Source organism: Propionicimonas sp. (genome assembly GCF_049840635.1).
GTDB lineage: Bacteria > Actinomycetota > Actinomycetes > Propionibacteriales > Propionibacteriaceae > Propionicimonas.
On the sequence record NZ_JASGKL010000005.1, the window covers coordinates 765,532 to 789,371 of the forward strand.

The 23,840-nt window shown below is 71.0% G+C and carries 19 protein-coding genes; 9 read left to right on the top strand and 10 right to left on the bottom strand.

Going from position 1 to position 23,840, the window contains the following annotated elements; all coding sequences use genetic code 11:
- Positions 1 to 52: 52 nt before the first annotated feature.
- The 3 genes from QM779_RS09520 to QM779_RS09530 all read right to left on the bottom strand — a co-directional run bounded on the left by QM779_RS09520 (position 53) and on the right by QM779_RS09530 (position 5,562).
- The gene (locus tag QM779_RS09520) at positions 53 to 2,605 is read right to left on the bottom strand and encodes a glycoside hydrolase family 2 protein (protein WP_428534553.1); all 2,553 of its coding nucleotides are present in this window, start codon (positions 2,603 to 2,605) and stop codon (positions 53 to 55) included.
- Positions 2,606 to 2,967: 362 nt separating this feature from the next.
- Positions 2,968 to 3,219, bottom strand: a complete 252-nt coding sequence (locus QM779_RS09525; protein ID WP_428534555.1) for a Sec-independent protein translocase subunit TatA/TatB — start codon at positions 3,217 to 3,219, stop codon at positions 2,968 to 2,970.
- Between the two features lie 99 nt (positions 3,220 to 3,318).
- Positions 3,319 to 5,562 carry a glycoside hydrolase family 3 N-terminal domain-containing protein gene (locus tag QM779_RS09530; protein WP_428534557.1) on the bottom strand — a complete coding sequence of 748 codons (2,244 nt, stop codon included), beginning with the start codon at positions 5,560 to 5,562 and terminating at the stop codon, positions 3,319 to 3,321.
- A 62-nt stretch (positions 5,563 to 5,624) separates the two neighbouring features.
- Here QM779_RS09530 and QM779_RS09535 point away from each other — a divergent pair, with 62 nt between their 5' ends.
- The 3 genes from QM779_RS09535 to QM779_RS09545 all read left to right on the top strand — a co-directional run bounded on the left by QM779_RS09535 (position 5,625) and on the right by QM779_RS09545 (position 10,721).
- A complete protein-coding gene (locus QM779_RS09535; RefSeq protein ID WP_428534559.1) occupies positions 5,625 to 6,509 on the top strand; it encodes a TolB family protein in 885 nt (294 codons plus the stop codon).
- Between the two features lie 963 nt (positions 6,510 to 7,472).
- Positions 7,473 to 8,492, top strand: a complete 1,020-nt coding sequence (locus tag QM779_RS09540) for a 1-aminocyclopropane-1-carboxylate deaminase (protein WP_428534561.1) — start codon at positions 7,473 to 7,475, stop codon at positions 8,490 to 8,492.
- Between the two features lie 177 nt (positions 8,493 to 8,669).
- Positions 8,670 to 10,721: a spermidine synthase gene (locus tag QM779_RS09545; protein WP_428534563.1), complete on the top strand. Its 2,052-nt coding sequence runs from the start codon at positions 8,670 to 8,672 to the stop codon at positions 10,719 to 10,721.
- 10 nt (positions 10,722 to 10,731) lie between these two features.
- On the opposite strand, the gene QM779_RS09550 is transcribed toward QM779_RS09545, so the two are convergent.
- Entirely contained in the window at positions 10,732 to 13,326 is a 2,595-nt protein-coding gene (locus QM779_RS09550) for a sucrose phosphorylase (RefSeq protein ID WP_428534565.1), read from the bottom strand.
- A gap of 305 nt (positions 13,327 to 13,631) precedes the next feature.
- Between QM779_RS09550 and QM779_RS09555 the strand changes: the two genes are divergently transcribed.
- On the top strand, positions 13,632 to 14,516 hold the full coding sequence (locus tag QM779_RS09555) for a DMT family transporter (protein ID WP_428534567.1): 885 nt from the start codon (positions 13,632 to 13,634) through the stop codon (positions 14,514 to 14,516).
- A gap of 134 nt (positions 14,517 to 14,650) precedes the next feature.
- Here the strand turns inward: QM779_RS09555 and trxA are convergent, their stop codons facing one another.
- Together trxA and QM779_RS09565 are read right to left on the bottom strand one after the other, a co-directional pair.
- Positions 14,651 to 15,016 carry a thioredoxin gene (gene trxA / locus QM779_RS09560; protein ID WP_428534569.1) on the bottom strand — a complete coding sequence of 122 codons (366 nt, stop codon included), beginning with the start codon at positions 15,014 to 15,016 and terminating at the stop codon, positions 14,651 to 14,653.
- A gap of 130 nt (positions 15,017 to 15,146) precedes the next feature.
- Positions 15,147 to 15,836, bottom strand: coding sequence for a metal-dependent transcriptional regulator (locus QM779_RS09565; RefSeq protein ID WP_428534571.1), 690 nt, complete (start codon positions 15,834 to 15,836; stop codon positions 15,147 to 15,149).
- A 36-nt stretch (positions 15,837 to 15,872) separates the two neighbouring features.
- Between QM779_RS09565 and QM779_RS09570 the strand changes: the two genes are divergently transcribed.
- The gene (locus QM779_RS09570) at positions 15,873 to 16,514 is read left to right on the top strand and encodes an acVLRF1 family peptidyl-tRNA hydrolase (protein ID WP_428534573.1); all 642 of its coding nucleotides are present in this window, start codon (positions 15,873 to 15,875) and stop codon (positions 16,512 to 16,514) included.
- A gap of 61 nt (positions 16,515 to 16,575) precedes the next feature.
- Here QM779_RS09570 and QM779_RS09575 read toward each other — a convergent pair whose 3' ends face one another.
- Positions 16,576 to 16,908: a hypothetical protein gene (locus QM779_RS09575; protein ID WP_428534575.1), complete on the bottom strand. Its 333-nt coding sequence runs from the start codon at positions 16,906 to 16,908 to the stop codon at positions 16,576 to 16,578.
- A gap of 143 nt (positions 16,909 to 17,051) precedes the next feature.
- Here QM779_RS09575 and QM779_RS09580 point away from each other — a divergent pair, with 143 nt between their 5' ends.
- Together QM779_RS09580 and cls are read left to right on the top strand one after the other, a co-directional pair.
- Positions 17,052 to 17,702 (top strand): DUF7691 family protein, encoded by a 651-nt coding sequence (locus QM779_RS09580; RefSeq protein ID WP_428534577.1) that lies wholly within the window; start codon positions 17,052 to 17,054, stop codon positions 17,700 to 17,702.
- Positions 17,703 to 17,793: 91 nt separating this feature from the next.
- A complete protein-coding gene (cls, locus tag QM779_RS09585; protein ID WP_428534579.1) occupies positions 17,794 to 19,260 on the top strand; it encodes a cardiolipin synthase in 1,467 nt (488 codons plus the stop codon).
- Between the two features lie 379 nt (positions 19,261 to 19,639).
- Here the strand turns inward: cls and QM779_RS09590 are convergent, their stop codons facing one another.
- Entirely contained in the window at positions 19,640 to 21,151 is a 1,512-nt protein-coding gene (locus QM779_RS09590) for an NCS2 family permease (protein ID WP_428534581.1), read from the bottom strand.
- Positions 21,152 to 21,195: 44 nt separating this feature from the next.
- Between QM779_RS09590 and QM779_RS09595 the strand changes: the two genes are divergently transcribed.
- Positions 21,196 to 21,570 (top strand): hypothetical protein, encoded by a 375-nt coding sequence (locus tag QM779_RS09595; RefSeq protein ID WP_428534583.1) that lies wholly within the window; start codon positions 21,196 to 21,198, stop codon positions 21,568 to 21,570.
- 55 nt (positions 21,571 to 21,625) lie between these two features.
- On the opposite strand, the gene QM779_RS09600 is transcribed toward QM779_RS09595, so the two are convergent.
- Both QM779_RS09600 and QM779_RS09605 read right to left on the bottom strand, forming a co-directional pair.
- Positions 21,626 to 22,396 (bottom strand): DUF3027 domain-containing protein, encoded by a 771-nt coding sequence (locus QM779_RS09600; protein ID WP_428534585.1) that lies wholly within the window; start codon positions 22,394 to 22,396, stop codon positions 21,626 to 21,628.
- A gap of 2 nt (positions 22,397 to 22,398) precedes the next feature.
- Positions 22,399 to 22,785 carry a cold-shock protein gene (locus tag QM779_RS09605; RefSeq protein ID WP_428534587.1) on the bottom strand — a complete coding sequence of 129 codons (387 nt, stop codon included), beginning with the start codon at positions 22,783 to 22,785 and terminating at the stop codon, positions 22,399 to 22,401.
- Positions 22,786 to 22,909: 124 nt separating this feature from the next.
- Between QM779_RS09605 and QM779_RS09610 the strand changes: the two genes are divergently transcribed.
- Positions 22,910 to 23,710, top strand: a complete 801-nt coding sequence (locus QM779_RS09610; RefSeq protein WP_428534589.1) for a hypothetical protein — start codon at positions 22,910 to 22,912, stop codon at positions 23,708 to 23,710.
- The last annotated feature ends 130 nt before the right edge of the window (positions 23,711 to 23,840 follow it).

A 23,840-nucleotide genomic window follows, 5' to 3' on the forward strand; every position in this document is an offset into this window, starting at 1 on the left:
GCATGTTGCTTCGACGTCCCGGCCCTGAGCGGGCCGACTGCTCAGGGCACCCTCATACGGCCTCACTCGGGGTCAGTGGGTTCGTGAGGGACCTCAGGGCCGGCCGGACGGTGAGTGCGGCCAGGTCGTCGTCGGCGAAGGTGCCGGCGACGGTGAAGGTGTGCTGCTCTCCGGGGAACAGGTCGACGCCGAGCCTGTCGGTGACAGCGTCCTCGTCGACCCGGTCGGCGAACAGGCACAGCGTGCGGAGGAACGATCCCGCGGTGACGGTCACCGCGACGCCGTCGGCGGTGCGGGCGACGGACGCCTCCAGCTCGGCGGCCGGGAGGTGCGCGTCGACGTCCTCGGCCAGCAGCTTCACGGCCCGCTCCGCCCCGTCCAGCGTCACGACGAGGGCCAGGTCGGCCGCGGGGACGTCGGTGGCGTCCGGGGTGAGCGACACGTCCACCTTCGAGCGGACGGGGACGAGCTTGGACAGCGACAGCGTCCACAGCACCTCGCCGGACAGGCGGCGCAGCTGGACGGTCCCGTTGGCCACCCAGTCGCTGATCCCGTCGTTGACGAGCACCGCACGCCAGCCGTCCGCGTCGTGCTGCAGGGTGACCAGCCGGTCGGCGTAGGCCGAGCGCACCGCGTACCACAGCGGCTTGCGGCGGGCGACGGCGTTGCCGGCCGCGTCGGTGCCCAGGTCGAGGGCGGCCCAGGAGGTGACCGGCCAGCAGTCGTTGAGCTGCCACACGATCGAGCCCAGGCAGCGTCCGCGCAGGGAGCGCCACCGCTCGATGCCGTAGCGGACCGCGCGCGCCTGCTGGAGCTGCATGGCGAACAGCCACTCGTCGAAGTCGTCGACGCCGTCACCGGGGATCGGCAGGTGGCCCTGGATCCCCTTGTCGAGCTTGGTGTTGCCGCCGGCGGCCTTCTGGTGGGCGAGCATCGCCGCCGAGGTTGCGCTGCGGTCGGCCGGCTCGAGCGTGCGGGCCCAGGTGGCCCAGGTGGCCGGGCCCTGGTAGCCGAACTCGGAGACGAACCGCGGCGAGTAGTCGTCGTAGCCGGTGTAGTCGCGCTCGTTCCACACGTCCCAGATGTGCATGCAGCCGTAGTCGGGGCTGTTCGGGTGCACCTCGTTGAAGCCCGAGGACGGGCTGCCCGGCCAGTACGGGCGGGTCGGGTCGAGCTCGGCGACGATCTTCGGGAAGAGGTCGTAGTAGTAGCCGGCGCCCCACGACTTCCCGTCGAGCTTGCCCTCCCAGTCCCAGTCGAAGAAGCCCCAGCTGCACTCGTTGTTGCCGTTCCACAGCACCAGCGACGGGTGCGGGGACAGCCGGCGGACGTTGTCGCGGGCCTCGGCCTCGACCTCGGTCGCGAACGGCTCCTCCTCGGGGTAGGCCGCGCACGCCAGGCAGAAGTCCTGCCACACCATCACGCCGAGTTCGTCGCAGGCGTCGTAGAAGGCGGCCTGCTCGTAGATGCCGCCGCCCCAGATCCGGAGCATGTCGACGCCGGCGTCCACCGCCTGCTGGACGCGCTCGCGGTACCGCTGCGCGGTGATCCTGCTGGGGAAGCAGTCGTCGGGGATCCAGTCCATGCCGCGGGCGAACAGCTGGACGCCGTTCACCCGGAAGCCGAAGGTGGCGCCGTTGCCGTCCGCGTCCGGGGTGGTGTCGAGTTCGACCGTGCGGAAACCCGTCCGGCGGGAGACGGTGTCGAGGATGGCCTCGTCGTCGTGGAGGACGACCTCGACGTCGTAGAGCGGCTGCGCGCCGACGGAGTGCGGCCACCACGGCGAGACGTGGTTCATGGTGACGTCGACCTCGACGAAGTCCTCGGTGGCGGGGAGGACGACCTCCGCGTACTCCTCGCCGCGGCGGACCCGCACGGTCATCGCTCCGAAGCGCGTGTAGCCGGCGAGCTGTGCGGAGACCTTCAGGTGGCCGGTCCAGGAGCCGGAGGACGTCTCCTCGGCGGTCGCGAAGAGGGCGAGGTCGGCGATCCGGGCGCGGTTCCAACTGCGCACGCCGATCGCCTTCCAGATGCCGGCGGTGACGAGCCGTGGGCCCCAGTCCCAGCCGAAGTTGCAGGCCATCTTGCGGACGAGGTTGTAGGGGTCGCGCTCGACGTGGATCCGCTCCCCGACCGTCGCGGCCATCTCGGCCGCGTACTCCAGGACGGGGGCGAAGGTGATCTCGATGATGTTTCGGCCCGGCCGCAGGTTCGGCAGGGCGAACGCGTTGCGCCGGTGCATGTTGACCGACCGGCCCACGGAAGTGCCATTGCAGAACACCTCCGCGATCGTGTCCAGGCCGTCACAGAGCAGTTCGGTGTGCTGGCGGGTGAGCTCCGGAGCGCCCACGTCCAGGTGGAACTCGCAGCGGTAGGTCCAGGTCTGCTGGCCGATCCAGTGCTGGTCGTCCTCCGCGGTGCCCACGTAGGGGTCGTCGATCAGGCCGGCGGCCAGCAGGTCGGTGTGGACGACACCGGGGACGGTCGCCGGGACGCCGGCGAGAGTCTTCCGCAGCGGCTCGGGGACGAGACCGAACGCCTCGACCGATGAATCCGCGTGAACCGTCCAGCGCGCTCCCGCGAGATCCAGCCACCCCTGCTCCACGAGTCCTCCTCGACCCTTGCACTTCAGCGTGCTCTCCCGGGACTTTCCGGGACAGGCAATGACCGCGCTCTCATGCGGTCGGGACGAACGTTAGCACCGACCGCAAACGCTCTCATAAGACTTTGCAGACACGTGTCCGATTCGTTATCAGTCCGAGACCTGCGCAGCGTGAGGACGCGTTTCCCCAAGCCGAGGACTGGTTACGTTTCAAAATGCCCGGGCGGGGTACGCCGGCGACGGCGGGGGCGGCCGACGTCCTCCGAGGGGCGCCGGCCGGGTGCGCACCCGCCTCGCTGCGGGTGCGAAAATCCGTCCGGACAGGTGTCCGGGTACTGGGACGAACCACCGGTCCGTCCCGCGACTCAGGCCCTGGGGCCCTCGTCGGTGACGTGCGGAGCCGGCTGCGCCTGTGCCTGCGGCGCCGCGGCAGGAGGCGCAGCGACCGGCGGCGTGGCGGCCGGCGGCTCGACGGCGGAGGGCGACTTGGTCTCCTCCTTGAACTCGCGGATCGCGGTGCCGGCATTCTTGCCGAAGTTCGCGAGCTTCGTCCCGCCGAACAACACCAGTGCCACCACCGCGATGATGACCCATTCCCAACCGCCCAGATTCGGCATGACGTTCTCCTCAGCTCTCCACAGGCTCGATCAAGTTGTACCCCGTGCTCGCAAGCCGGGCGTGCTCCGTTGCGTATCTTCCCCCACCACCGGCGTGTCTCACGACACCTCCAGGGTGAAGCGAGCCGCCCGCAGGTCCCGGTCGCGGGAACTGCACCCCGCGAGCAACTCGAAATCGCCGGGTTCGACGATACGCCCGCCGGCCGCGTCGGTGATCGTACAGGCCGCCACGGGCAGCTCGAAGGCGACGTCAGCCGACTCCCCGGGCGCGAGCTGCACCCGCGTGGCCCCCTTGAGCTCCTTGTCGGCCCAGGTGAGCGACGTGACCAGGTCGCGCAGGTACCACTGGACGGTCTCCGTGACCGGCCGGGCGCCGGCGTTGGTGACCCGGACGCGCGCCCTGACCACGTCCCCGGTGTGCACCGTTTCGGCTTCGAGGGTGGGCGCGCCGTAGTCGACGCGTCCGTACGAGCGCCCCTCGCCGAAGGCGAACAGCGGCTCCTGGGTGAGGTCGGCGTAGCGGTTGCCGTGCTGGCCGCGGAGCTGGTTGTAGTAGGTCGGCTGCTGCCCGACGTGGACAGGGAACGAGATCGGCAGGCGCCCGACCGGCTCGATGTCGCCGAACAGCAGCTCCGCGACCGCCTGCCCGCCCATCGCGCCGGGGTTGAACGCCTCGACCAGCGCCGACGTGGCCGCCAGCGGCCCCTGCGGCAGAACGAGCGGCTTGCCGTTCACGAGCACCACCACCAGCGGCTTGCCCAGCGCGGCGATCCGCGTCCACAGCTCGACCTGGCCGCCCTGCAGCTCGAGGGTGGCGGTGGAACGGGCCTCGCCGTTGAGCAGGACGTTGTCGCCTAGCACGAGCACGACGACGTCCGCGGCCTCTGCCGTCGCGACGGCCTCCGCGAGGCGCGCCTCGTCCGCGGGCACGGGGGTGATCAGCGGGGGCCGCGGCTGGCCGTCAGGGAACGTGTCGCCGGCCGGGTCGGGCGTCAGCGTGGCGATCCCGCAGCCGGCCGCGTGGGTGACCTGCCAGCCGTGCGCGGACGCGGCGTCCCTCAGACCGGCCAGCACGGTGACGACGTCGTCGGGCTCGTAGTCCGGCCCGAGCCACGAGCACTGGCCGGAGCCACCCGCCCAGTCGCCGAGCTGGGCGGCGCGGTCGTCCGCGTTGGGCCCGATCACGGCGATCGTGCCGGACGGGGCCGCCAGCGGCAGCGTCCCGTCGTTGGCCAGCAGGACCAGCGACTCCCGGGCGACCTCGAGGTTGGCCTGCCGGTGCGCGGAGCTGCCGATCACCTCGGCCTGGCGGGCGGGGTCGGGAGCACCGGGGTCCTCGAACAGGCCGAGGTCGAACTTGAGCGCGAGGATGCGGGCGACAGCGGCGTCGATGGTCGCCTCGTCGAGGATCCCGCGGCGGATCGCCTCCTGGGCGCCGTCGTAGAAGGCCGGGGTGGTCATCACCATGTCGTTGCCGGCGTTCATCGCCCGGGCGGCGGCCTCGGCGTGGTCGGCGCAGACCTTCTGCTCCCAGACCATGCGTCCGACGTTGTCCCAGTCGGTGACCAGGACGCCGGTGAAGCCCCACTCGTCCTTGAGCACGTCGTTGAGCAGCCAGCGGTTGGCGGTGATCGGGATCCCGTCCATCGACTGGTAGCCGATCATGAACGTGCGGCAGCCCTCGCGGGCCACGCGCTCGAACGGCGGGGTGAACCACGAGCGCAGCTTGCGCCGCGAAATGTCGGCCTCGGAGGCGTCCCTGCCGCCCTGGGTCTCGGAGTAGCCGGCGAAGTGCTTGGCGGTGGCGAGCATCGCGGTCGGGTCGGTCAGCCCGTCCCCCTGGTAGCCGGCGACCATGGCGGACGCGAACTCGCCGATCAGGAACGGGTCCTCGCCGAAGGTCTCGTCCACCCGGCCCCAGCGCAGGTCGCGGGCGATGCAGAGCACCGGGGAGAACGTCCACTTGAAGCCGGTGCTGGTGGCCTCGATCGCCGTGATCCGGGCCGCGCGGCGGGCGTTGTCGGGGTTCCAGCTGCAGGCCATGGCGAGCTGGGTGGGGAAGATGGTCGCGCCGGGCCAGAACGAGTGGCCGTGGATGCAGTCGTCGGCGAGCAGCAGCGGGATGCCGAGCCGGGTCGCGGCGGCGAGTTCGATGGCGCGGGCGGTGCGGTCCGGCGGGACGTGCAGCAGTGAGCCCACGTTCTTGGTGGTGACGAGGTCGTCGAGGTCACCCTGGGCGTCCAGCTGGAGCAACTGGCCGACCTTCTCGGGGAGGGTCATCCGGCCGAGCAGGTCGGAGACCCGGTCGGCGGTCGGGGCCGCCGGATCACGGTAGCCGGCCATTCGCACTCCTTCGTGAGATCGCTCTCATAGACTGCCACACGAAACGGTCCGAGGAGGAACCCATGGAGCAGGGAGCTCGCCGGCTGCGGCAGGGGCAGCGCGCACAGCTGTTCGTCCACGATCTCGACGCAGGCACCGACACGCTGGTGACCGAGTCGTCGACGCGGCTGTTCGAGGCACCGAACTGGACCCTCGACGGGGAGTGGCTGCTGGTGAACGCGGACGGGCTGCTGCTCCGCGTCCCCGCCGGTGGTGGCGAGCCCGAGCCGCTGGTGGTGCCGGGGCTGCCCGGGCTGAACAACGACCATGTGCTGGGACCGGACGGGCGCACGGTCTACGTGTCGGGCTTCGACGGGCACCTGCACGAGGTGGACCTGGCCGGGCTGACGTCGCGGAGGGTGTCGAACGACCGCGGGGACGCGTTCGTCCACTTCCTGCACGGGGTGTCGCCGGACGGGACGCTGCTGGCCTACATCGGCATGGACCTGCTGCCCGGCGGCGGCGTCCGGACGAACATCTGGACGGTGCCGGTGGGCGGCGGGGCGGACGTCCCGCTCACCGCCGACGACTTCCCGGACGACGGCTCGGAGTTCAGCCCGGACGGGGAGTGGATCTGGTTCAACTCCGAGCGCGGCTCGAGCGAGCCCGGCCACGCGCAGCTGTTCCGGATGTGCCCGGACGGGACCGGGGTCGAGCAGTTGACCCACGACGAGCGGGTGAACTGGTTCCCGCACGTCTCGCCCGACGGCTCGACCGTGGTGTACGTGAGCTTCCCGCCGGGCACACTGGGCCACCCGGCCGACCTCGACGTCGTGATCCGCCGCCTCGGGCCCGACGGCACCGGGACGGACCTCGTCCACCTCTTCGGCGGCCAGGGCACGATGAACGTCCCAAGCTGGGCCCCCGACAGCCGCCGCTTCGCCTACGTCGCCTACCCGCTGGACTGACCCCGGTCGGTCTCGTTCGTCCACGACAAGGTGGACCGTTCTGCGGCGTAGTCGCGACTTTCCGTCCACCTTGATGCCGAACCCACTCCCGTCCACCACAACGTGGACGCTCCTGCGGCGTAGTCGCCCGTTTCCGTCCACCTTTGACCTGGCCGGGGAAGACGGGGCTACGGCGGCAGCGCGGGCGTCCCACCCACCCCGTCCACCACAACGTGGACGCTTCTGTGGCGTAGTCGCGACGATGCGTCCACCTTGTCGTGGACGGTGCGGTCGCCCGTGTGTGTCATCCCGGCGGAGGCCGGCATCTCGGTGCTGCTGGTGGCGGCGTTGTCGTGGAGATCCCGGGTCAAGCCCGGGATGACAGGGACGGAGGAGCGTCTGCGCAGGTGTCCACGTCAAGGTGGACGCTTCTGCGGCGAACTCGCCCGTTTCCGTCCACCTTGACCAGGACGGGTGAGACCCGGGCGGCAGCGGAGGCGTCCCACCCACCCCGTCCACCACAAGGTGGACCGTTCTGCGGCGTAGTCGCGACAATCCGTCCACCTTGACGCGGAACCCACTCCCGTCCACCACAAGGTGGACGCTTCTGCGGCGTAGTCGCCCCTTTCCGTCCACCTTGACCTGGCCGGGGACGACAGGCGAGAGCGGCAGCGGAGGCGTCCCACCCACCCCGTCCACCACAAGGTGGACGCTTCTGCGGCGTTGTCGTGGAGATCCCGGGTCAAGCCCGGGATGACAGGGACGGAGGAGCGTCTGCGCAGCCGTCCACCACAAGGTGGACGCTTCTGCGGCGTAGTCGCCCGCTTCCGTCCACCTTGATGCCGAAACCACTCCCGTCCACCACAAGGTGGACGCTTCTGCGGCGTAGTCGCCCGTTTCCGTCCACGACAAGGTGGACGGGTGAGACGACCCGGCGGCCGACGCGGCGATCCCTAGGCTCGGGGGTCCGACCGAGAGGAACCCATGAAGCTCCAGGACTTCCCGCGCCATCCGCTCACCTTCGGGCCGAGCCCGCTGCAGCACCTCGAGCGGCTCAGCCGGCACCTCGGCGGCGCGCAGGTCTGGGCCAAGCGCGAGGACGTCAACAGCGGCCTGGCGTTCGGCGGCAACAAGGTCCGCAAGCTGGAGTACATCGTCCCGGACGTGCTCGCCAGCGGCGCCGACACGCTCGTATCGATCGGCGGCTACCAGTCCAACCACACCCGCCAGGTCGCGGCCGTCGCCGCCCACCTCGGGCTGAAGTGCCGCCTCGTCCAGGAGCACTGGGTGCCGTGGGAGGACCCGATGAACGACCGTGTCGGCAACATCCTGCTCTCGCGGATGATGGGCGCCGACTCCCGGCTCGACCCGGCGGGCTTCGACATCGGGATCCGCGACTCGTGGAAGAACGCCCTCGCCGAGGTCGAGGCGTCCGGCGGCACGCCCTACCCGATCCCCGCCGGCGCGTCCGAGCACCCGCTGGGCGGCCTCGGCTTCGCCAACTGGGCGTTCGAGCTGGCCGAGCAGGAGAAGCAGTTCGGCGTCCTGTTCGACACGATCATCGTGTGCACGGTGACCGGCTCCACCCACGCAGGCATGATCGCCGGTTTCGCCGCGCTGGAGGACCTCACCGGCGTGAAGCGGAAGGTGATCGGCATCGACGCGTCCGCCACCATCGAACAGACCCGCGACCAAGTCGGACGCATCGCGCGCCACACCGCAGAGTTGATCGAGCTCGGACGCGACCTGCGCGACGACGAGATCACCGTGCTGGAGGGCTGGGCCGGCGACCTGTACGGCATCCCTGTCGACTCGACGATGGACGCGATGGCGCTCGGCGCGCAGCTCGAGGCGATGATCACCGACCCGGTCTACGAGGGCAAGTCGCTGGCCGGCCTGATCGACCTCGTCTCCTCCGGCGAGATCGGCAAGGACTCCACCGTCCTCTACGCGCACCTCGGCGGCCAGCCGGCGATCAACGCCTACCACCGCCTCTGGGCCTGACGGCTTCCCCGGCCGGAGCGGACGGGACGGCACCTCTCGCCGCACGACTCCGGGCTCCGTGACGCCACGACCCCGGGATCCGTGACCCCACGACCCCGGGCTCCGCGACGCCACGACTCGGCGCGGCACGGCAGGAACCGTCCCCAGCGTGCCGGCCAGGGTCTAGCGTGTGGCCAAATGACCACCCGGGCACGGACCGAACCCCTCCGCCTCGTCGCGATCGACGAGCCCGAGGGTGCCGATCGCACCGCCGACCGCCGCGTGGTGGTCCGGCTGACCACGGGCAGCACGCTGATGCTGTTCCTCGAACTCGCGCTGATCCGCTGGCTCGGCTCGAACATCGTGCACCTGTCCTACTTCTCCAACTTCGTGCTGCTGGGCTCGTTCCTCGGCATCGGCCTCGGCTTCCTGATCTCCCGGAAGAGCTGGAGCGTGCTGCCGTTCGCTCCCGTCGTCCTCGCGCTGCTCGTCGTGGGCGTCCGGCTGTTCCCCGTGACCGTCGACCGCACCGGCAGCGGCATCATCTACTTCACCTCGCTCCAGACGTCCGGCCCGCCGGCCTGGCTGGTGCTCCCGGCCGTCTTCGTGCTCACCGCGTCCATCCTCGCCGGCCCCGCAGAGGTCGTCGGACGCTGCTTCGGCCAGCTGCGTCCACTCACCGCCTACCGGTGGGACCTGGTCGGCTCGCTGCTCGGCATCGGCGGCTTCACGCTGCTCTCGTTCCTGCAGGCCCCGTCCGTGGCGTGGGGCGCCGTCGTCGCGGCGCTCTTCCTGTGGCTCGTGAAGGGTCGCTGGCAGCGCATCCTCACCACCGTCAGCGCCGTCGTCATGGTCGTGATGCTGCTGCTGGAGTCCCTCACCCCCGGGGTGTCGTGGTCGCCGTACTACAAGGTCACCACCCAGCAGGTCGCCGAGTTCGACGGGCAGCCGCTCGTGCTGATCACCGTGAACGGGGTGCCCCACCAGCTGATGGCTCCGGCCGCGTGGAAGCTCGAGCAGGGCGAGAAGCAGTACGGGACGCCCTACGAGCGCTGGAGCGGCGACCTCGGCAACGTGCTGATCGTCGGCGCCGGGTCCGGCTCGGACGTGGCCATCGCGCTGTCGAAGGGCGCCCGGCACGTGGACGCGGTCGACATCGACCCGCGCATCCTGCAGATCGGCACCGAGCTCAACCCCGACCACGCCTACGCCGATCCGCGGGTCACCATCCACAACGACGACGGACGCGCGTTCCTGGAGAGCACGACCACGACCTACGACCTGATCCTGTTCGCCCTGCCCGACTCGCTGGCGCTGGTGAACGGCGCGTCCCAGATCAGGCTCGAGTCGTTCCTGTTCACCGAGGAGGCGCTCACCGCGGCCCGGGAGCACCTCAATCCGGGCGGGGCGTTCGCGATGTACAACTACTACCGCGAGCCGTGGCTGATCGACCGGCTCGCCGGGACGGCGGCCGCCGCCTTCGGCCACCAGCCCTGCGTCGACCTGTTCGACAGCGCCCAGGCGGTCGTGACCGTCGCGGTGGACGAGGCGAACCAGCGCTGCGCAGGCACCTACACACCGTCCGGCGTGGTGATCGCGGCGGCCACCGACAACGCGCCGTTCCTGTACTACGCGGGCGGCGGCATCCCTGCGCTCTACCTGTGGACGCTGGGCGGCATCCTGGCGATCTCGCTGGTCGCCGTGCGCGCGCTCGGCGGGCCGTTCCGGACGATGCGTCCCTACGCGGACCTGTTCTTCATGGGGGCGGCCTTCCTGCTGCTGGAGACCAAGAACATCGCCACCTTCGCCCTGCTGTTCGGCACCACGTGGCTGGTGAACGCGCTGGTGTTCGCGGGCGTGCTGGTCGTGGTGCTGGCCGCGGTCGAGACCACGCGCAGGGTGCGGACGCCGCCGCTGCCGGTCGTCTGGGGGCTGATCGCCGGGTCGCTGGCCCTGGCCTACGTCGTCCAGCCGGAATGGTTGCTGGCGCTGCCGTTCGCTCCGCGGCTGATCGCCGCGACGCTGCTCGGGTTCATCCCGATCTTCCTCGCGAACGTCGCCTTCGCGAAGCGCTTCGCCGCGTCCGACGACTCGCAGGGCGCGTTCGGGCTGAACCTGCTCGGCGCGATCGTCGGCGGCTGCCTCGAGTACGGCGCGCTGCTCACCGGCTACAACAACCTGCTGATCCTGGTCGCCGGCCTCTACCTGCTCGCGTTCCTGCTCACGCCGCGCCGAACGGCGTCCGCCTGAAGCAGCTGGCTCAGATGGTGCGGGTGGTGCCGTCGAGCTCTGTCGCCGTGATCGTGAAGGACGCGGACGCCAGGTCGGCGTCCAGCGTCGCGGCGAGACCGTCCCTGCGCCAGGTGATCACGAGGCGGTCCGGGTCGGTGTCGGCCACTTCGCAGGACGCAGCGAAGCCGAACGCGCCGAACGTGTTCCGGAACCGCAGCAGTTCCAGCTGCCGCTGCACGACCGGACGCCCGAGGCCGGCGGCCACGTCGGCCGCCGACAGGTTCGTCCGGTTGATCTCCTTGTGGCCGCCTGCCCCGGCCCGCTCGACCGCCGCGTGGTCGTTGGCGCTGGCGAACAGGTCGAGGTACCAGACCTGGGGCTTGCCCGGCATGAACAGCTGGATCGCGCGCGCGAGCAGCAGCCGGTCCTCGCGCTCCCCCAGCGCGCTGTAGTACGTCGCGTTCACCTGGTAGTACACGTTCTTCGCGCCGTGCAGGTCCTTCACGTAGCCGCCCCGACCCACGATGGTCGCGATCAGCGCCTGGATCCGGTCCTCCTCCAGCAGCCCCTGCAGGTCGAGGACGGGGATGCCGTCGTGGCAGCCCAGCATGTTCACCGTGCGGATGCCCTTGTCCCGCAGCTCGGCGATCCACCGCTTGAGGACGGACGCGTCCGCACGCTCGATCGCGTCGATCAGCAGCCCGGGCAGGAAGAAGTCGTAGGTCATGAACCCCTTGCCCGCGATCACCTCGTGGATGCCCTCGGCCCAGGTCGAGTGGATCTCCGGCAGCAGGATCAGCCCCCGCCGGTCGGCGAGCTCCTTCACCTTCGCCAGCAGGTCCCAGGTGCCCGGGTCGTTCAGGAAGTTCCTCGCCCCCGGCTCCTTCGGCGCGTACGCGAACGCGTCCAGCCGGACGATCTGCGCGCCGTACCCGGCGAGCCGGTCGAGGGTGTCGGCGTAGAAGTCCCACACCAGCGGGCTGGCGATGTTCAGGTCCATCTGGCCGAGGTACGTCCGCCGGCCCTCGACGAGGTCGACGACCGCGTCCCTCACGTCCGCGTACCCGGTGAAGTCGGCCTCCCCCGGGCGAAGACCCTCCGCCAGCGCGGACGCCACCCGCCCGGCCAGCACCTCGGCCCTGCCGTACTGCAGGCCGGTGGCCCGGATCAGCTCCTGGATGTCCGGGGCGGTGTAGCGCACCTCCTGGTAGAAGGTGTTCCAGTACGGCTTCTCCGTCCCGTCGGGAAGGCGCACCATCAGGATCGGCAGCCCCGGCTTGCGGAAGAACATGTCCCGGATCAGCTCGGGGTCCGGCTGGACGAAGCCCTCCGCGGTGAGCTCGCCGTGGCCGGCCCAGAAGGCGTTCCAGTCGATGAAGAAGTCGGCGTACTCCGACCGCTCGCCGCGGGCGAGGATGTCCTGGAACTGCGGCGACAGTACCGAGGCGTGGTTCAGGATGAAGTCGAACTTCAGGTCGATGCCGGCCTCGGCGAGCGCGTCCAGGTCGGCGCGCGTGGCGAACCGGTCGGACAGGCTGTAGTCGATCACGGAGAAGCCGCGGTCGAGGTCGGTGTTGAACACGCTGGGCAGCAGGTAGGCCGAGCTGAACACGTCCGCCAGTTCGGGACTCCGCACGAACGCGACCACGTCGGCGAGGGTGCCGCCGATGCTGTCGGGGTAGACGTTCAGCATCGGGCCCGCGCCCGGCAGGTCGGCACCCATGGCGGCGAGGTAGCCGGGGTAGTCGAGCAGTTCGCCGGCCTTGGAGACGATGATCCGGGCCTTCGGCGCCTGGGCGTGCAGCATCGCCTGCTCGAGCTCGAGCACGGTGGTGGTGAAGGGGCTGTCGACGGCGCCGTCCCTGCTCCGGGCGCGCCGGTGCGCGAGGGTCTCCTTCGGCGTGCTGTTCAGCAGGATCGGGATGTCGACGCCCGTGAGGTGGTCGGAGTTGCCGTGCGTCCACTCGATCACGACCACGCGCACGTCGCGGACGTCGACCGCGTCGTACCAGAGCTCGTCGGGCGTGCGTCCCATCCGCTTGAGCATCAGCGCGGGCGCGCCGGCGTGGAAGGCGGCAAGGATGCCGCTCACCTCGTCGAAGTCGGTCTCCTCCGGCGTGCCGAGGTAGCCGGAGAGTGCCTTCCGGGCGGCCCGCTGGTAGGTCGACAGCCACGGGTGGGACGCGACCTGCGCGCGGTCCGCGTCCCCATCGGACGCCTGCAGCGCGGCGAGTTCCTCCCGCACCCGGTCGTCGTACAGGCCGGCCGCGACCAGGCCACGGGTGCCGCCGACCCGGTAGGTACGCAGCCGCTCGGCATCGTTGGCGGACGGGACCCGCCGCGGGTAGTTGTCCCCCGACAGCACGTAGGCGCCGACGCCGCGTGCGTTCAGACCGTACGCGAGCAGCGAGCCGGTCTCGGACTTCCCCACGCCCGACCCGCCGCAGACCGCCACGACCGCGCGTCCGCCGTCGGCGAGGAGCGGCTCCAGCTGCCGCCACAGCTCCGGGAAGATCGCCCGCGCCTTGTCGACGTGGCCCTCCCCGATCTGCACCTTGTCCCCCGGCATGTCACCCGTGGGGACGGCGGCGAGGTCGGGAACGTCGGGGAAGCTCACGTCCATGTGCACTCCTCAGGTTGTCGCCGGCGGCACGCCGACCGTCCGGAATTCGCTCGCGGGAGCCAGCTAAATCGATTGACCTGAATTCTAGGCCGGGGCGCAGCCACGCCGCCAGCCCCGGGCGGACGTCGCGCTCGTGGCGGCCCCCGACGTGGACGGGCCTCGGACACGGAGTGTTCGGCGCCGACCATCCGGCGCGCGAACCGCTACGGTTTCACCGTGCACGGGTGACCCGGACGACGTCCCACCCTGCCGTTCCGCGTGATCGATACGCTCCGGGCGCCGATCCTCGTCGTCCTGGGGGTTGCATGCATTCCAACATCACGATGGCCGTCGTCCTGGCCCTGCTCGCGTCCGTCGCCTTCGCGGCGTCCTCGGTCGTCCAGCACCTGGCCGTCGCGGACGAGTCCTCCGCGGACAAGGAGGCGCTCGGTGGTCGCCAGTTGCTCGCGGTGGTCAAGAACCCGGTCTGGCTGGCCGGCCTGGCGCTGCTCGGCCTGAGCGCCGTCGGGCAGGTGGCCGCCCTCCAGCTCGCGCCGGTCACCGTCGTCCAGCCGTTGGGCGCGCTCGCGGTGCCGTGGACGATCCTGCTCTCCGCGCGCGTGCACAAGAACACGGTCAGCCGCGGCATGTGGACGGGGACGGCGATGACCCTCGTCGGGACGGTCGCCGTCGCGTGGGTGGCGATCGCGCACGCCACCGACGCACCCGTGCTGCGCAACGACCTGCTGGTGACCGGCCCGCTGGTCTGCTTCGCGATCGCCCTCGCCCTGGCCCTGGTCGGCGCGAAGGGGCCGCTGGCCTGGCGGTGCCTCGCCTGGGCCCTGGCCGCGTCCGTGATCTACGGGATGGAGTCGGGGCTCGCCAAGGCGATCGGCGCCTACCTCGCCACCCAGCCGTGGCAGGGTTCGGCCACGTTCTGGTTCATGGTCGCGGCGATCGTGGTCGGGATCGCCCTGGCGGGGGTGTGGATCCAGCAGGGTTACGCCGCGGGAGCGGCGGAGATCGTGGTCGGTGGGCTGAACGCCGGGGCCCCGATCGCCGGCGTGGTCTTCGGGATCACGGTCCTCGGCGAGGGCGCCCTCCTGCGCGGCGACACGGTGGCGATCACGCTGATGCTGGTCTTCGCTGCGGTGGCGCTCACCGGGGTGGTGCTGCTGTCCCGGCACCACCCGGGAGCTCCGGCGAAGTAGGCCCGGCCGCCGAACCGCCCCGGGAAAGTAGATGGTTCCTGCCCGGGGGGATGGGGCAGGAACCTTCTTCGAGTATAGGTGGCCGGAACAGTCGTGTCACCCCTAAGGGGGACACGACGCTCCGGACGGTTTCGTCAGGCGGGCTTCGCGGCCTCCGCCTCGGCCACCAGCTTCTCCATGTCGAGGGCCTTCACCTGGTCGACGAGCTGGGTGAACTGGCTCTTGTTGAGCGCCCCGGCCTCGCGGTAGACGAGGTAGCCGTCGCGGAAGGCCATCAGGGTCGGGATGGACGAGATGCCCAGCCCTCCGGCGAGGCCACGTTCGGCGTCGGTGTCGACCTTGGCGAACACCGCGTCCGGGTTGGTCTCCGAGACCGCCTCGAACACCGGGCCGAACATGCGGCACGGGCCGCACCACGACGCCCAGAAGTCGACGAACACGATGCCGTTGTCCTTGATGGTGTCGCCGAACTCGGCCTCGGTGAGGGCGATGGTTGCCATGTGGGTCATTCCTTCGGGTCTCGGGTTACACGTGCTGAACGCGGCAGGACCCGCCCGGTATTCCCGCTCGCGGGCGCGTCAGACGTCCCACCCACGGGACGAGGCGGTCGCGCGCAGTGCTGCGTCCGGCTCAGTCCAGCCCGACGAAGATGTGGTCGGCGGTGGTCGCCGGCAGGGCGACCTCTCGATCGTCCGCGCCGAGCAGGAGGTGGTGGCCGACCAGCGAGGCGCGCACCGGCGTTCCGGGCAGCGCGCCGGCCGCCTGGATGGCCTCCAGCGTCCGCGGGTCGTTCTGGAGGTGCTCGCTCATCCGCAGCACGACGACCTGGTGCGCCTTCCCGTCGGCAAGGCGCAGCGACAGGAGCTCGGTCCCGTCGAGGAAGCCCTCCGGTGCCGGTGCGACATCGAGTTCCTCCAGCGCGGGGATCGGGTTGCCGTAGGGCGAACTGACCGGGTGGTCGAGGATGCTGACCAGCCGGCGCTCGACGTCGGTGGAGATCACGTGCTCCCAGCGGCAGGCCTCCTCGTGGACGAGCGGCCACTCGAGCCCGATCACGTCGGTCAGCAGCCGCTCGGCGAGCCGGTGCCGACGCATCACCCTGGTGGCGAGCTCCAGCCCCTTCGGGCTGAGGACGAGATGGCGGTCGGGGTGCACGCTGACCAGGCCGTCGCGCTCCATTCGTGCGACGGTCTGGGAGACGGTGGGGCCGCTCTGCTTGAGGCGTTCGGCGATGCGGGCGCGGAGCGGAGGCACACCCTCCTCCCCCAGCTCGTAGATGGTGCGCAGGTACATTTCAGTCGTGTCGATGAGGTCGGTCATGCTCTCCTCCCGGCGGTTCGTTGCCAGACTATAGCCATGGGAGCACCACAGGGGTGGCGAACCGTGGGCGTCGCCCCCGAACGGCTCGCGGGCTGGCTCGACGGCTTCAGCCTCCGCCATGGCGCACCCGCGGTCGAGAACGCGGGGGACGCGGTCGTCCTGCGCTCTCCCGACGGCGCGCGGGCCCGGATCAGGACGCCCTGGCCGACGGCGGAGTCTCCCGACCCGCTGGCCGCGCTGGTGGAGAGTGCGACGCGTCCGCGGGTGGTCGGGGTGCTGATCGCCCGCCGCGAGGCCCACGCCGTGGGGGTCTTCGCCGGCACCACCTTGCAGGACGGACGCCACGGCAGCCACTACGTGCAGGGGCGCACGAAGGCCGGCGGCTGGTCGCAGCAGCGGTACGCCCGCCGGCGGGCCAACCAGAGCACCCGGTCCTTCGACGCTGCCGCCGACGACGCGGTGGCTGTGCTGCTCCCCGCCGCCGACCGGCTGGAGGCGCTCGCCACCGGTGGGGACCGGAGCGCGGTCCACGCGGTGCTGGGCCATCCGGCGCTGGGCGCACTGACCGGGCTGCCGCGGCTGGGCGTGTTCTCCGTGCCGAACCCCAATGCCGGCGTGCTCGCGTCCTTCGCTGAGGTGTTCCGGCGGGTCCCGATCGACCTGAACGAACTCGCCTGAGGCCCGGTGGATCGTCGGGGACGGTTCCTCCCGGTCCACCCGGATGCCGGCCGGCGACGCCTCAGCGGCGACGCAGGAAGACGACCAGCGCGGCGAGGAGGGCCAGCACGCCCGCGGCACCGATGGCGTACAGCTGGCGGGAGTTGTCCGGAGTGGTGTCGGCGGTGTCGTCGGAGTCCGAGGTGTCGTCCTCGGAAGTGATCGGGCTCGCCGTGCCGGTGGCCTTGGCCGTCCCGGTCTCCTTCGCGGAACTGGTGGCGTCCGCGGTCGCGACGGCGGTCGCCGTCGCGGTGGGACTGGGCGTCTCGGCCAGAGCGGGGGTGCCTGCGACGCCGAGTGCGGCGACCAGTGCCACGGCCAGCACGGCCAGGACTCGACGAACTGCCACGATCATGGCCCGGAGCCTACCGTCCCACCCCCAGCACGGTTCCCAGCACCACCAGCATGAGCAGGAGCACCAGCGCTCCGCTGACGATGAGGCGGCGGGATCGCGGGTTCACATCCACAAATCTATGCCGGACGGTTAGCGTTGGGTGCATGGGATCGGTGCGGCTCTACGCCATCTCGATCGCCGAGGTCCGCGGCATCTTCGGCGCCTCGGACGAGACCTCCACGGCCCTGAGGGCCGTCGCGGCCGACCGTTTCGGCGGATCGACGCCCGCGCTGCCCGGCCTGCTCGGGAAGCTCGGTCCGGTCCTGCGCCGCGCGCCGGACGCCCCCGTCCTGCGTCCGGACGTCCCCAGCGGGTCCGACGTCGACGCGGTGTTGTCGGGACGCCACGTGCCGCCGCACCGCCTCGACGCCTGCTGGACGCTGCTGGAGGCGTGGATCGACGTCCTGGCCCGGGACAGCATCGGCAGGGACTGCACGGAGGCCCAGCTCAACGACTTCGACTTCGCGCTGGCGCGGGCGGAGGTGCCGGCCCGGTACAGCCTGCGGAGCCTGCTGCGCACCGACCTCGAGATCACGCTGCTGCCGGCGCCGGGCGTCGTCGCGGGCTGGGCGAGCCACGAGCAGGCGCTCGACCTCGCGGACGCCTGGCGCTCGGCCCTGGACCGGCTCGACGCATCCACCCGCGAGGTGGCCGGGACCATCCTCGCCTGGCTGGACCGGTTCCCCGGGTGGGCCGCCGACGCCCGCCAACAGGATCGCGCAGCGCCCGACCTCGTCGCCGTCCTCCGCGCCTGAGCTCGCGTCGCGGGGTCCGGTGCTGGTCGCCACCGCACACGAGCGGAGCCCCGCTACGCTGAGCAGCCACTGAACAGGGGGGCGGGAACAGGTGCGGTACTTCAGCGCCAACGGGACGTGGTGGGTGGTCGCCCTCCTGGTCCTCGAGATGGCCATCAGGGTGGCCGCCGTGGTGATCGTGCCACGCAACCGGCGTCCCACCGCCGCGATGGCCTGGCTGCTCGCGATCTTCCTCATCCCCGAGATCGGCGTCCTGCTGTTCCTGCTGATCGGCAACCCGCGGCTCCCCCGCACCCGCCGGACCCGGCAGGACGAGATCAACGCAGCGATCCGCGAGGTGACCGCGGACGTCGACTTCGGCACCCCGCTGCCGGACGCTCCCGAGTCGTTCACCTCCGTGGTGAGGCTCAACCGGAACCTGGGGGCACTGCCCCTGTCCAGCGGCAACGCCGCGCAGCTCTACCCGGGCTACGAGGACAGCATCCAGGCGATGGCGGACGCCGTGCGCGGCGCGAGTTCGTACGTCCACGTGGAGTTCTACATCCTGCAGGCGGACGAGACGACCGGGGTGTTCTTCGATGCGCTCGAGGAGGCCGTCGACCGCGGCGTCACGGTCCGCGTGCTGATGGACCACTGGGCCAACCGCAGCAAGCCCTACTACCGCCAGACGCGCGAGCGGCTCGACCGGATGGGTGCGGCGTGGCACCTCATGCTCCCCGTCCAGCCGCTCAAGGGCCGCTACCAGCGGCCCGACCTGCGCAACCACCGCAAGCTGCTCGTCGTGGACGGCCGGCTCGCGTTCACCGGCTCGCAGAACCTCACCGACTCCACCTACAACCTGCCGGCGAACCTGCGCCGGGGCCTGCACTGGGTCGACCTGATGGTCTGCGTGCAGGGACCGGTGGTGGCCAGCATCGACGCGGTCTTCCTCGGCGACTGGTACAGCGAGACCGGCGAGGTGCTCACCGAGGAGGTCGGGCTCGACCGCCTCCCCGCCCGCGCGGGCCGCCTGGACGCGCAGATCGTGCCGTCCGGGCCGGGCTTCGAGTACCAGAACAACCTGAAGCTGTTCACGAGCCTGCTCTTCGCCGCGCAGCAGCGGGTGATCATGGTCTCGCCGTACTTCATCCCGGACGAGGGCCTGCTGGTCGCGATCACGACCGCCTGCCAGCGGGGGCTGCAGGTGGAGCTCTTCGTGTCCGAGATCGGCGACCAGGCCATGGTCTACCACGCCCAGCGCAGCTACTACGAGGCGCTGCTGCGCGCCGGGGTGCGGATCTGGATGTACCGACGTCCGTTCATCCTGCACTCCAAGTCGATGACGATCGACGACGAGATCGCGATCATCGGCTCCAGCAACATGGACATGCGCTCCTTCGGCCTCAACCTGGAGATCTCGATGCTCGTCCGCGGACGCGAGTTCGTGGCGCAACTGCGCGAGGTGGAGGCCGACTACCGCGCCGCGTCCAGGGAACTGACGCTGGAGGAGTGGCAGCAGCAGCCGCTGCACTCAACCGTGCTGGACAACCTCGCGAGGCTCACGTCCGCCCTCCAGTGAGCGGTCGGTCGCTGCGGGGTCGGGCGCCTTTTGTCATCCCGGGCTTGACCCGGGATCTCCGGGAGACGACCAACCGCACCGGACGCCGAGATCCCGGCCTCCGCCGGGATGACAAGGGCCGGGCGGGGCGTGACCGTCACGATGACTGGTGACCCCTGTTGTCATCCCGGGCTTGCTGCTGTCATCCCGGGCTTGACCCGGGATCTCCGGGAGACGACCAACCGCACCGGACGCCGGGATCCCGGCGGTCGATCCTGAGGCGCGGCACGACAGGAACCGTCCCCAACGTGCAGGGCACGAAAGAACCGTCCCCACGTAACGGGTACGGGGGGACGGTTCTTTCGTGCCGTGGGCGGAGCGGTCGCGTCCGCCCTCGTGGTCAGCCGATCAGGCCGGTGATGATGCCCTGGCCGAAGTACAGGACGAAGGCCGCGACGACCACCCACATCAGCGGGTGGACGTCCTTCGCCTTGCCCTTCAGCGCCTTGATCAGGGCGAACGCGATGAAGCCCGCGCCGATGCCCGTCGTGATCGAGTAGGTGAACGGCATCAGCACGATCGTGAGGAACGCCGGGATGCCCTCCTCCGGGTCCTCCCAGTTCACGTGGACGACCTGCGACATCATCAGGAAGCCGACGAAGAACAGTGCGGGGGTGGCCGCCTCTGCGGGCACGATCTCCACCAGCGGGGCGAGGAACAAGCTGAGCAGGAACGCCAGGCCGGTCACCACGGACGCGATGCCCGTGCGCGCACCCTCGCCGACGCCGGACGCCGACTCGATGTAGGACGTGGCCGACGAGACGGAGCCGACACCGCCGGCGATGGCCGCGACCGAGTCGACGAGCAGGATCTCCTGCGTGTACGGCGGGTTCCCGTCCTCCTGGAGCAGGTCACCCTCCGCGCCCACGGCGACGATCGTGCCCATCGTGTCGAAGAAGTCGCTCAGCAGCAGGGAGAAGATCAGCAACAGGATGCCGATGATCGCGCCCGCGCTGCCCGCGCTGGTGAACGCGCCGAACAGGTCGACCCGGCCCAGCAGGCCGAGGTTGGGCAGCGAGAAGCCGCTGGTCAGTGCCGGGAGGTTCTGGATCCAGCCGGTGGGGTTCACGGTCGCGCCCGTGGCGTCCTTCATCAGCGGAAGGTTCAGCACTGCCTGGACGATCACGGCGATCACGGTGGCGGCGAGGATCGCGATCAGCAGCGCGCCCTTCACCCTGCGGATGTACAGCGCGACGATCAGCGCGAGGCCGATCAGGAAGATCGCGATCGGCCAGCCGAGCAGGCTGCCGTAGACGCCCAGCTGCACCGGGGTGCCGGAGCCGGCGCGGACGACGCCGCCGTCGACCAGGCCGATGAAGGCGATGAACAGGCCGATACCGACCGAGATGGCGGACCGCATGGAGCGGGGAACGGCGTCGAAGATCGCCTTGCGGAAGCCGGTGAGCACCAGGATGGTGATCAGGACGCCCTCCCAGACGATCAGGCCCATGGCCTGCGGCCAGGTCATCTGCTTGACGATCGTGTAGGCCACCAGCGCGTTCAGGCCGAGGCCGGTCGCCAGGGCGATCGGGAAGCGCCCGTAGACGCCCATGATGATCGTCATGATGCCGGCGATGAGCGCCGTGGCCGCGGCCACCATCGCCATCGATGTCGCGACCGCGCCGTCCACGGAAGGGGCCACGCCGGTGATCAGGTTGCCGTTCACGTCGACCTGGGTGCCGATGATGATCGGGTTGAGGATGATGATGTAGGCCATGGTGAAGAAGGTCACCAGGCCTCCGCGGACCTCGCGGCCCATGGTCGAGCCACGCTTGGTGAGTTCGAACCAGTTGTCGATGGTCTTGTTGGTCTGTGGGGCTGGAGCCGCCGATGTCGTGCCAGGGTTCGCCATGGCGGAATGGTAGGGGCGCAGAGCCGGGCCCTATCGTGGTGTCCGTGAGCCAGAACAACCACCCGCACCGGCCGCTGATGGTGCAGGCCCCCGTGCGCGCGCTGGACCCCGACGGGCTGGCCGTGGTCACCGCGGGGACGATCGGTTTCGCCGTCGGCGTCGCGGTCTGCTGGTGGACCTATCCGCAGCTCGCTGCGACCGAGAGGGGCTGGTATCTCGGCGTCGCCGTCACCGGGACGGTGATCGGCCTGCTGGGCCTGGCGTTCGGGCTGTTCCGCAAGTCACGGCGTCGCAGCGGCGGGGACATTCCGCTCGACGACAGTGCCGCCACCACCGTGCTCGAGGCCGACGGGCCGGACGCGGAGGAACCGGCCGGCGAGGAGGAGCCGGGGACGACGCCGCGGCGCGCCCTGTCCTGACCGCCACCGGCGGACCCGTCGCTCGCGGTTCACACCACGCACACCCGGGTGTGGATCAGTGGAAGATGCCCTCTTCGATGCTGATCGTGTCCCAGACGGGGAGCGAGAGGTCGACGCCCTTGCTCGGGGCCACCACGTCGGAATGACCGCCGCAGCCGTGCGCCCGACTGACCACGGTGCCGTCGGACGGCGACAGCTCGTTGGTGCAGACCCCGAACACGCGCCCGAGCGCCCCGGTGACACCCACGAAGAAGCCGCAGGTCTCGCACAGGCCGGGCGCCTGCTGCGTCATCGCGTTGTCGGACCCGCCGGGGCCGTCCAGCCAGCGCTCGACGGCGTCGTCCCTGCCCTCGACGGAGAGGACGCGCTCGCGGCCCAGGCCCAGTTCCGCGACCAGCGCGCGGGTCTGGCTGGCCTCGGCCGGGTCGGCGTCCGCGGCGAACTCCCCGCCGGTGTAGCCGGGCTCGAGGCGGACGTCGTCCGGCTCGGCGGGCGCCAGAACACCGGGCGTGAGGTCCTTCGGCCCCACCCGGTCCGCCCACGGCACCCAGGCCGGCGCGAGCAGCGCGCCCTCGCCGGGGACCAGCGTCACCTCCGAGACCGTCACGACCCGCGCCCGGGAGGCCCGCACGACCGTCACCGACCACACCCAGCCGGGGTAGCCCGGGTGGGTGCACTCGAACAGGTGGGTGGCCACCCGCACGTCCTCCGCGACGACGCCGCGGTGCTCACCGACCTCGATCACCCCGGCGCGGCGGACGGCCGCAGCCCTGGCCAGGTCGACGGCCTCGGCGCACGCCGCGTCCAGTTCCAGCGTCGCAGCCACCCTCACAGCTCCAGTTCGTCCGCGACGGCGCGCAGCACGGCCGCCGTCTTCTCGGCCAGCTTGGGGTCGGGGTGGCGGCCGCGGCGGTAGCCGTTGCCCACGCCGTCCAGCATCTTGATCAGGTCCTCGACGATGATCGCCATCTGCTCGGGGGACTTCCGCTGGGCCTTGGACAGGGACGGCGGCGCCTCCAGCAGCCGCACGGACAGGGCCTGCTCGCCCTTCTTCCCGTCCACCACGCCGAACTCGACCTTCTGGCCGCGCTTGAGGGTGGTCACGCCCGCGGGCAGTGCGGACGCGCGCACGTAGACGTCCTCCCCGCCCTCGTCCTTGGACAGGAAGCCGAAGCCCTTCTCGGCGTCGTAGTAACGCACCTTGCCCAGCGGCATGATTTCCTCAACTCCTGAATCTTTCCCGGCCTGCTCCACAGAACCGGTCCCACAAGCCTATCGGGAGAACCAAGTCCCGGCACGCGGCCGCGAGCGCCGCCGACGGCCCGGTTACCATGGGCCCATGGCGACCTGGCTGGACGGACCCGAGTACGCGCCCGGGGAGCGGCCCGCAGCGTTCGTCGTCCCGCCCGTCGCCCCGCTCGCCGTCGCCGAGCCCTCCGCGCCACCCGTCGAGCCACCGGACGGGGAGCCGTCCTTCACCGCCCCGTCGGACGCCCAACCGGAACTTGCCGCGCTGGTTCCCGCCGGTGCGCCCGGACGCAACCCGAAGACACCGTTCGACGTGTCGTCCGCCGCCCTCACCGCGGGCACGTGGGCCGCCCCGACCGGGCAGGCCGTGCGTCCGCCGACCGAACCGTTCACCGCGCCCGGGCCCTCGCTGACCGGCTACCTTCCCGTGCAGCCCGCCGTCCAGCCCCACGCCCAGGTGAACCCGGCCCCGTTCCCCGCCCCGAACACCCCGCAGTGGTTCGCGCCGCCGCCGGACTCCCGCGTCCCCGCTGCACCGCCGCCGGTCACGATCGCCCAGATCTGGCAGGCGGTCACCGCCGGCGTCCTCGTCCCGCTGTTGATCGGGATGTTCTTCACCTGGCTGTCGATCCTCATGCTCGCTGTGTCGTTCGCCCTCTCTGCCCGGATCCCCTACCGCAGGGACGCGGTGCGGCGTAGCTACATGGTCGCGATGGCGGTGCTCGGGATGGTCGGGGTCGTGTCCATCCTCGCGAACGGCTTCGACGCCGACCTGTTGTTCGAGGCGCTGTCCGGCGGCGCCCAGGTGGCCTGCATCATCCTGCCGTTCGTGGTGGGCCTGATCGTGGCCTCCGCACTGCGGGCCGGCGAGCGCCCGGACCGGTTCGCCTGATGTCGGGGGACGCCGCGCCGCAGGCCGATCCGCCTGCGGGTCCCGGGAGCGGCGCGCGCCCCGAGGGCCTCGGCACATCGCGAACGGGCCGTCCCGACTTCGCCGCGCCGGCGGCGCCGATTGCTCCTCC

Bases quoted from the DNA above. Each gene is read 5' to 3' on its own strand.
- QM779_RS09550 (WP_428534565.1), bottom strand. From the start codon at position 13,326: ATGGACGTGAGCTTCCCCGACGTTCCCGACCTCGCCGCCGTCCCCACG.
- QM779_RS09535 (WP_428534559.1), top strand. From the start codon at position 5,625: ATGGAGCAGGGAGCTCGCCGGCTGCGGCAGGGGCAGCGCGCACAGCTG.
- QM779_RS09545 (WP_428534563.1), top strand. From the start codon at position 8,670: ATGACCACCCGGGCACGGACCGAACCCCTCCGCCTCGTCGCGATCGAC.
- QM779_RS09570 (WP_428534573.1), top strand. From the start codon at position 15,873: ATGGGAGCACCACAGGGGTGGCGAACCGTGGGCGTCGCCCCCGAACGG.
- QM779_RS09540 (WP_428534561.1), top strand. From the start codon at position 7,473: ATGAAGCTCCAGGACTTCCCGCGCCATCCGCTCACCTTCGGGCCGAGC.
- QM779_RS09605 (WP_428534587.1), bottom strand. From the start codon at position 22,785: ATGCCGCTGGGCAAGGTGCGTTACTACGACGCCGAGAAGGGCTTCGGC.
- QM779_RS09565 (WP_428534571.1), bottom strand. From the start codon at position 15,836: ATGACCGACCTCATCGACACGACTGAAATGTACCTGCGCACCATCTAC.
- QM779_RS09555 (WP_428534567.1), top strand. From the start codon at position 13,632: ATGCATTCCAACATCACGATGGCCGTCGTCCTGGCCCTGCTCGCGTCC.
- QM779_RS09590 (WP_428534581.1), bottom strand. From the start codon at position 21,151: ATGGCGAACCCTGGCACGACATCGGCGGCTCCAGCCCCACAGACCAAC.
- QM779_RS09575 (WP_428534575.1), bottom strand. From the start codon at position 16,908: ATGATCGTGGCAGTTCGTCGAGTCCTGGCCGTGCTGGCCGTGGCACTG.
- QM779_RS09580 (WP_428534577.1), top strand. From the start codon at position 17,052: ATGGGATCGGTGCGGCTCTACGCCATCTCGATCGCCGAGGTCCGCGGC.
- QM779_RS09530 (WP_428534557.1), bottom strand. From the start codon at position 5,562: ATGGCCGGCTACCGTGATCCGGCGGCCCCGACCGCCGACCGGGTCTCC.
- trxA (WP_428534569.1), bottom strand. From the start codon at position 15,016: ATGGCAACCATCGCCCTCACCGAGGCCGAGTTCGGCGACACCATCAAG.
- QM779_RS09610 (WP_428534589.1), top strand. From the start codon at position 22,910: ATGGCGACCTGGCTGGACGGACCCGAGTACGCGCCCGGGGAGCGGCCC.
- QM779_RS09525 (WP_428534555.1), bottom strand. From the start codon at position 3,219: ATGCCGAATCTGGGCGGTTGGGAATGGGTCATCATCGCGGTGGTGGCA.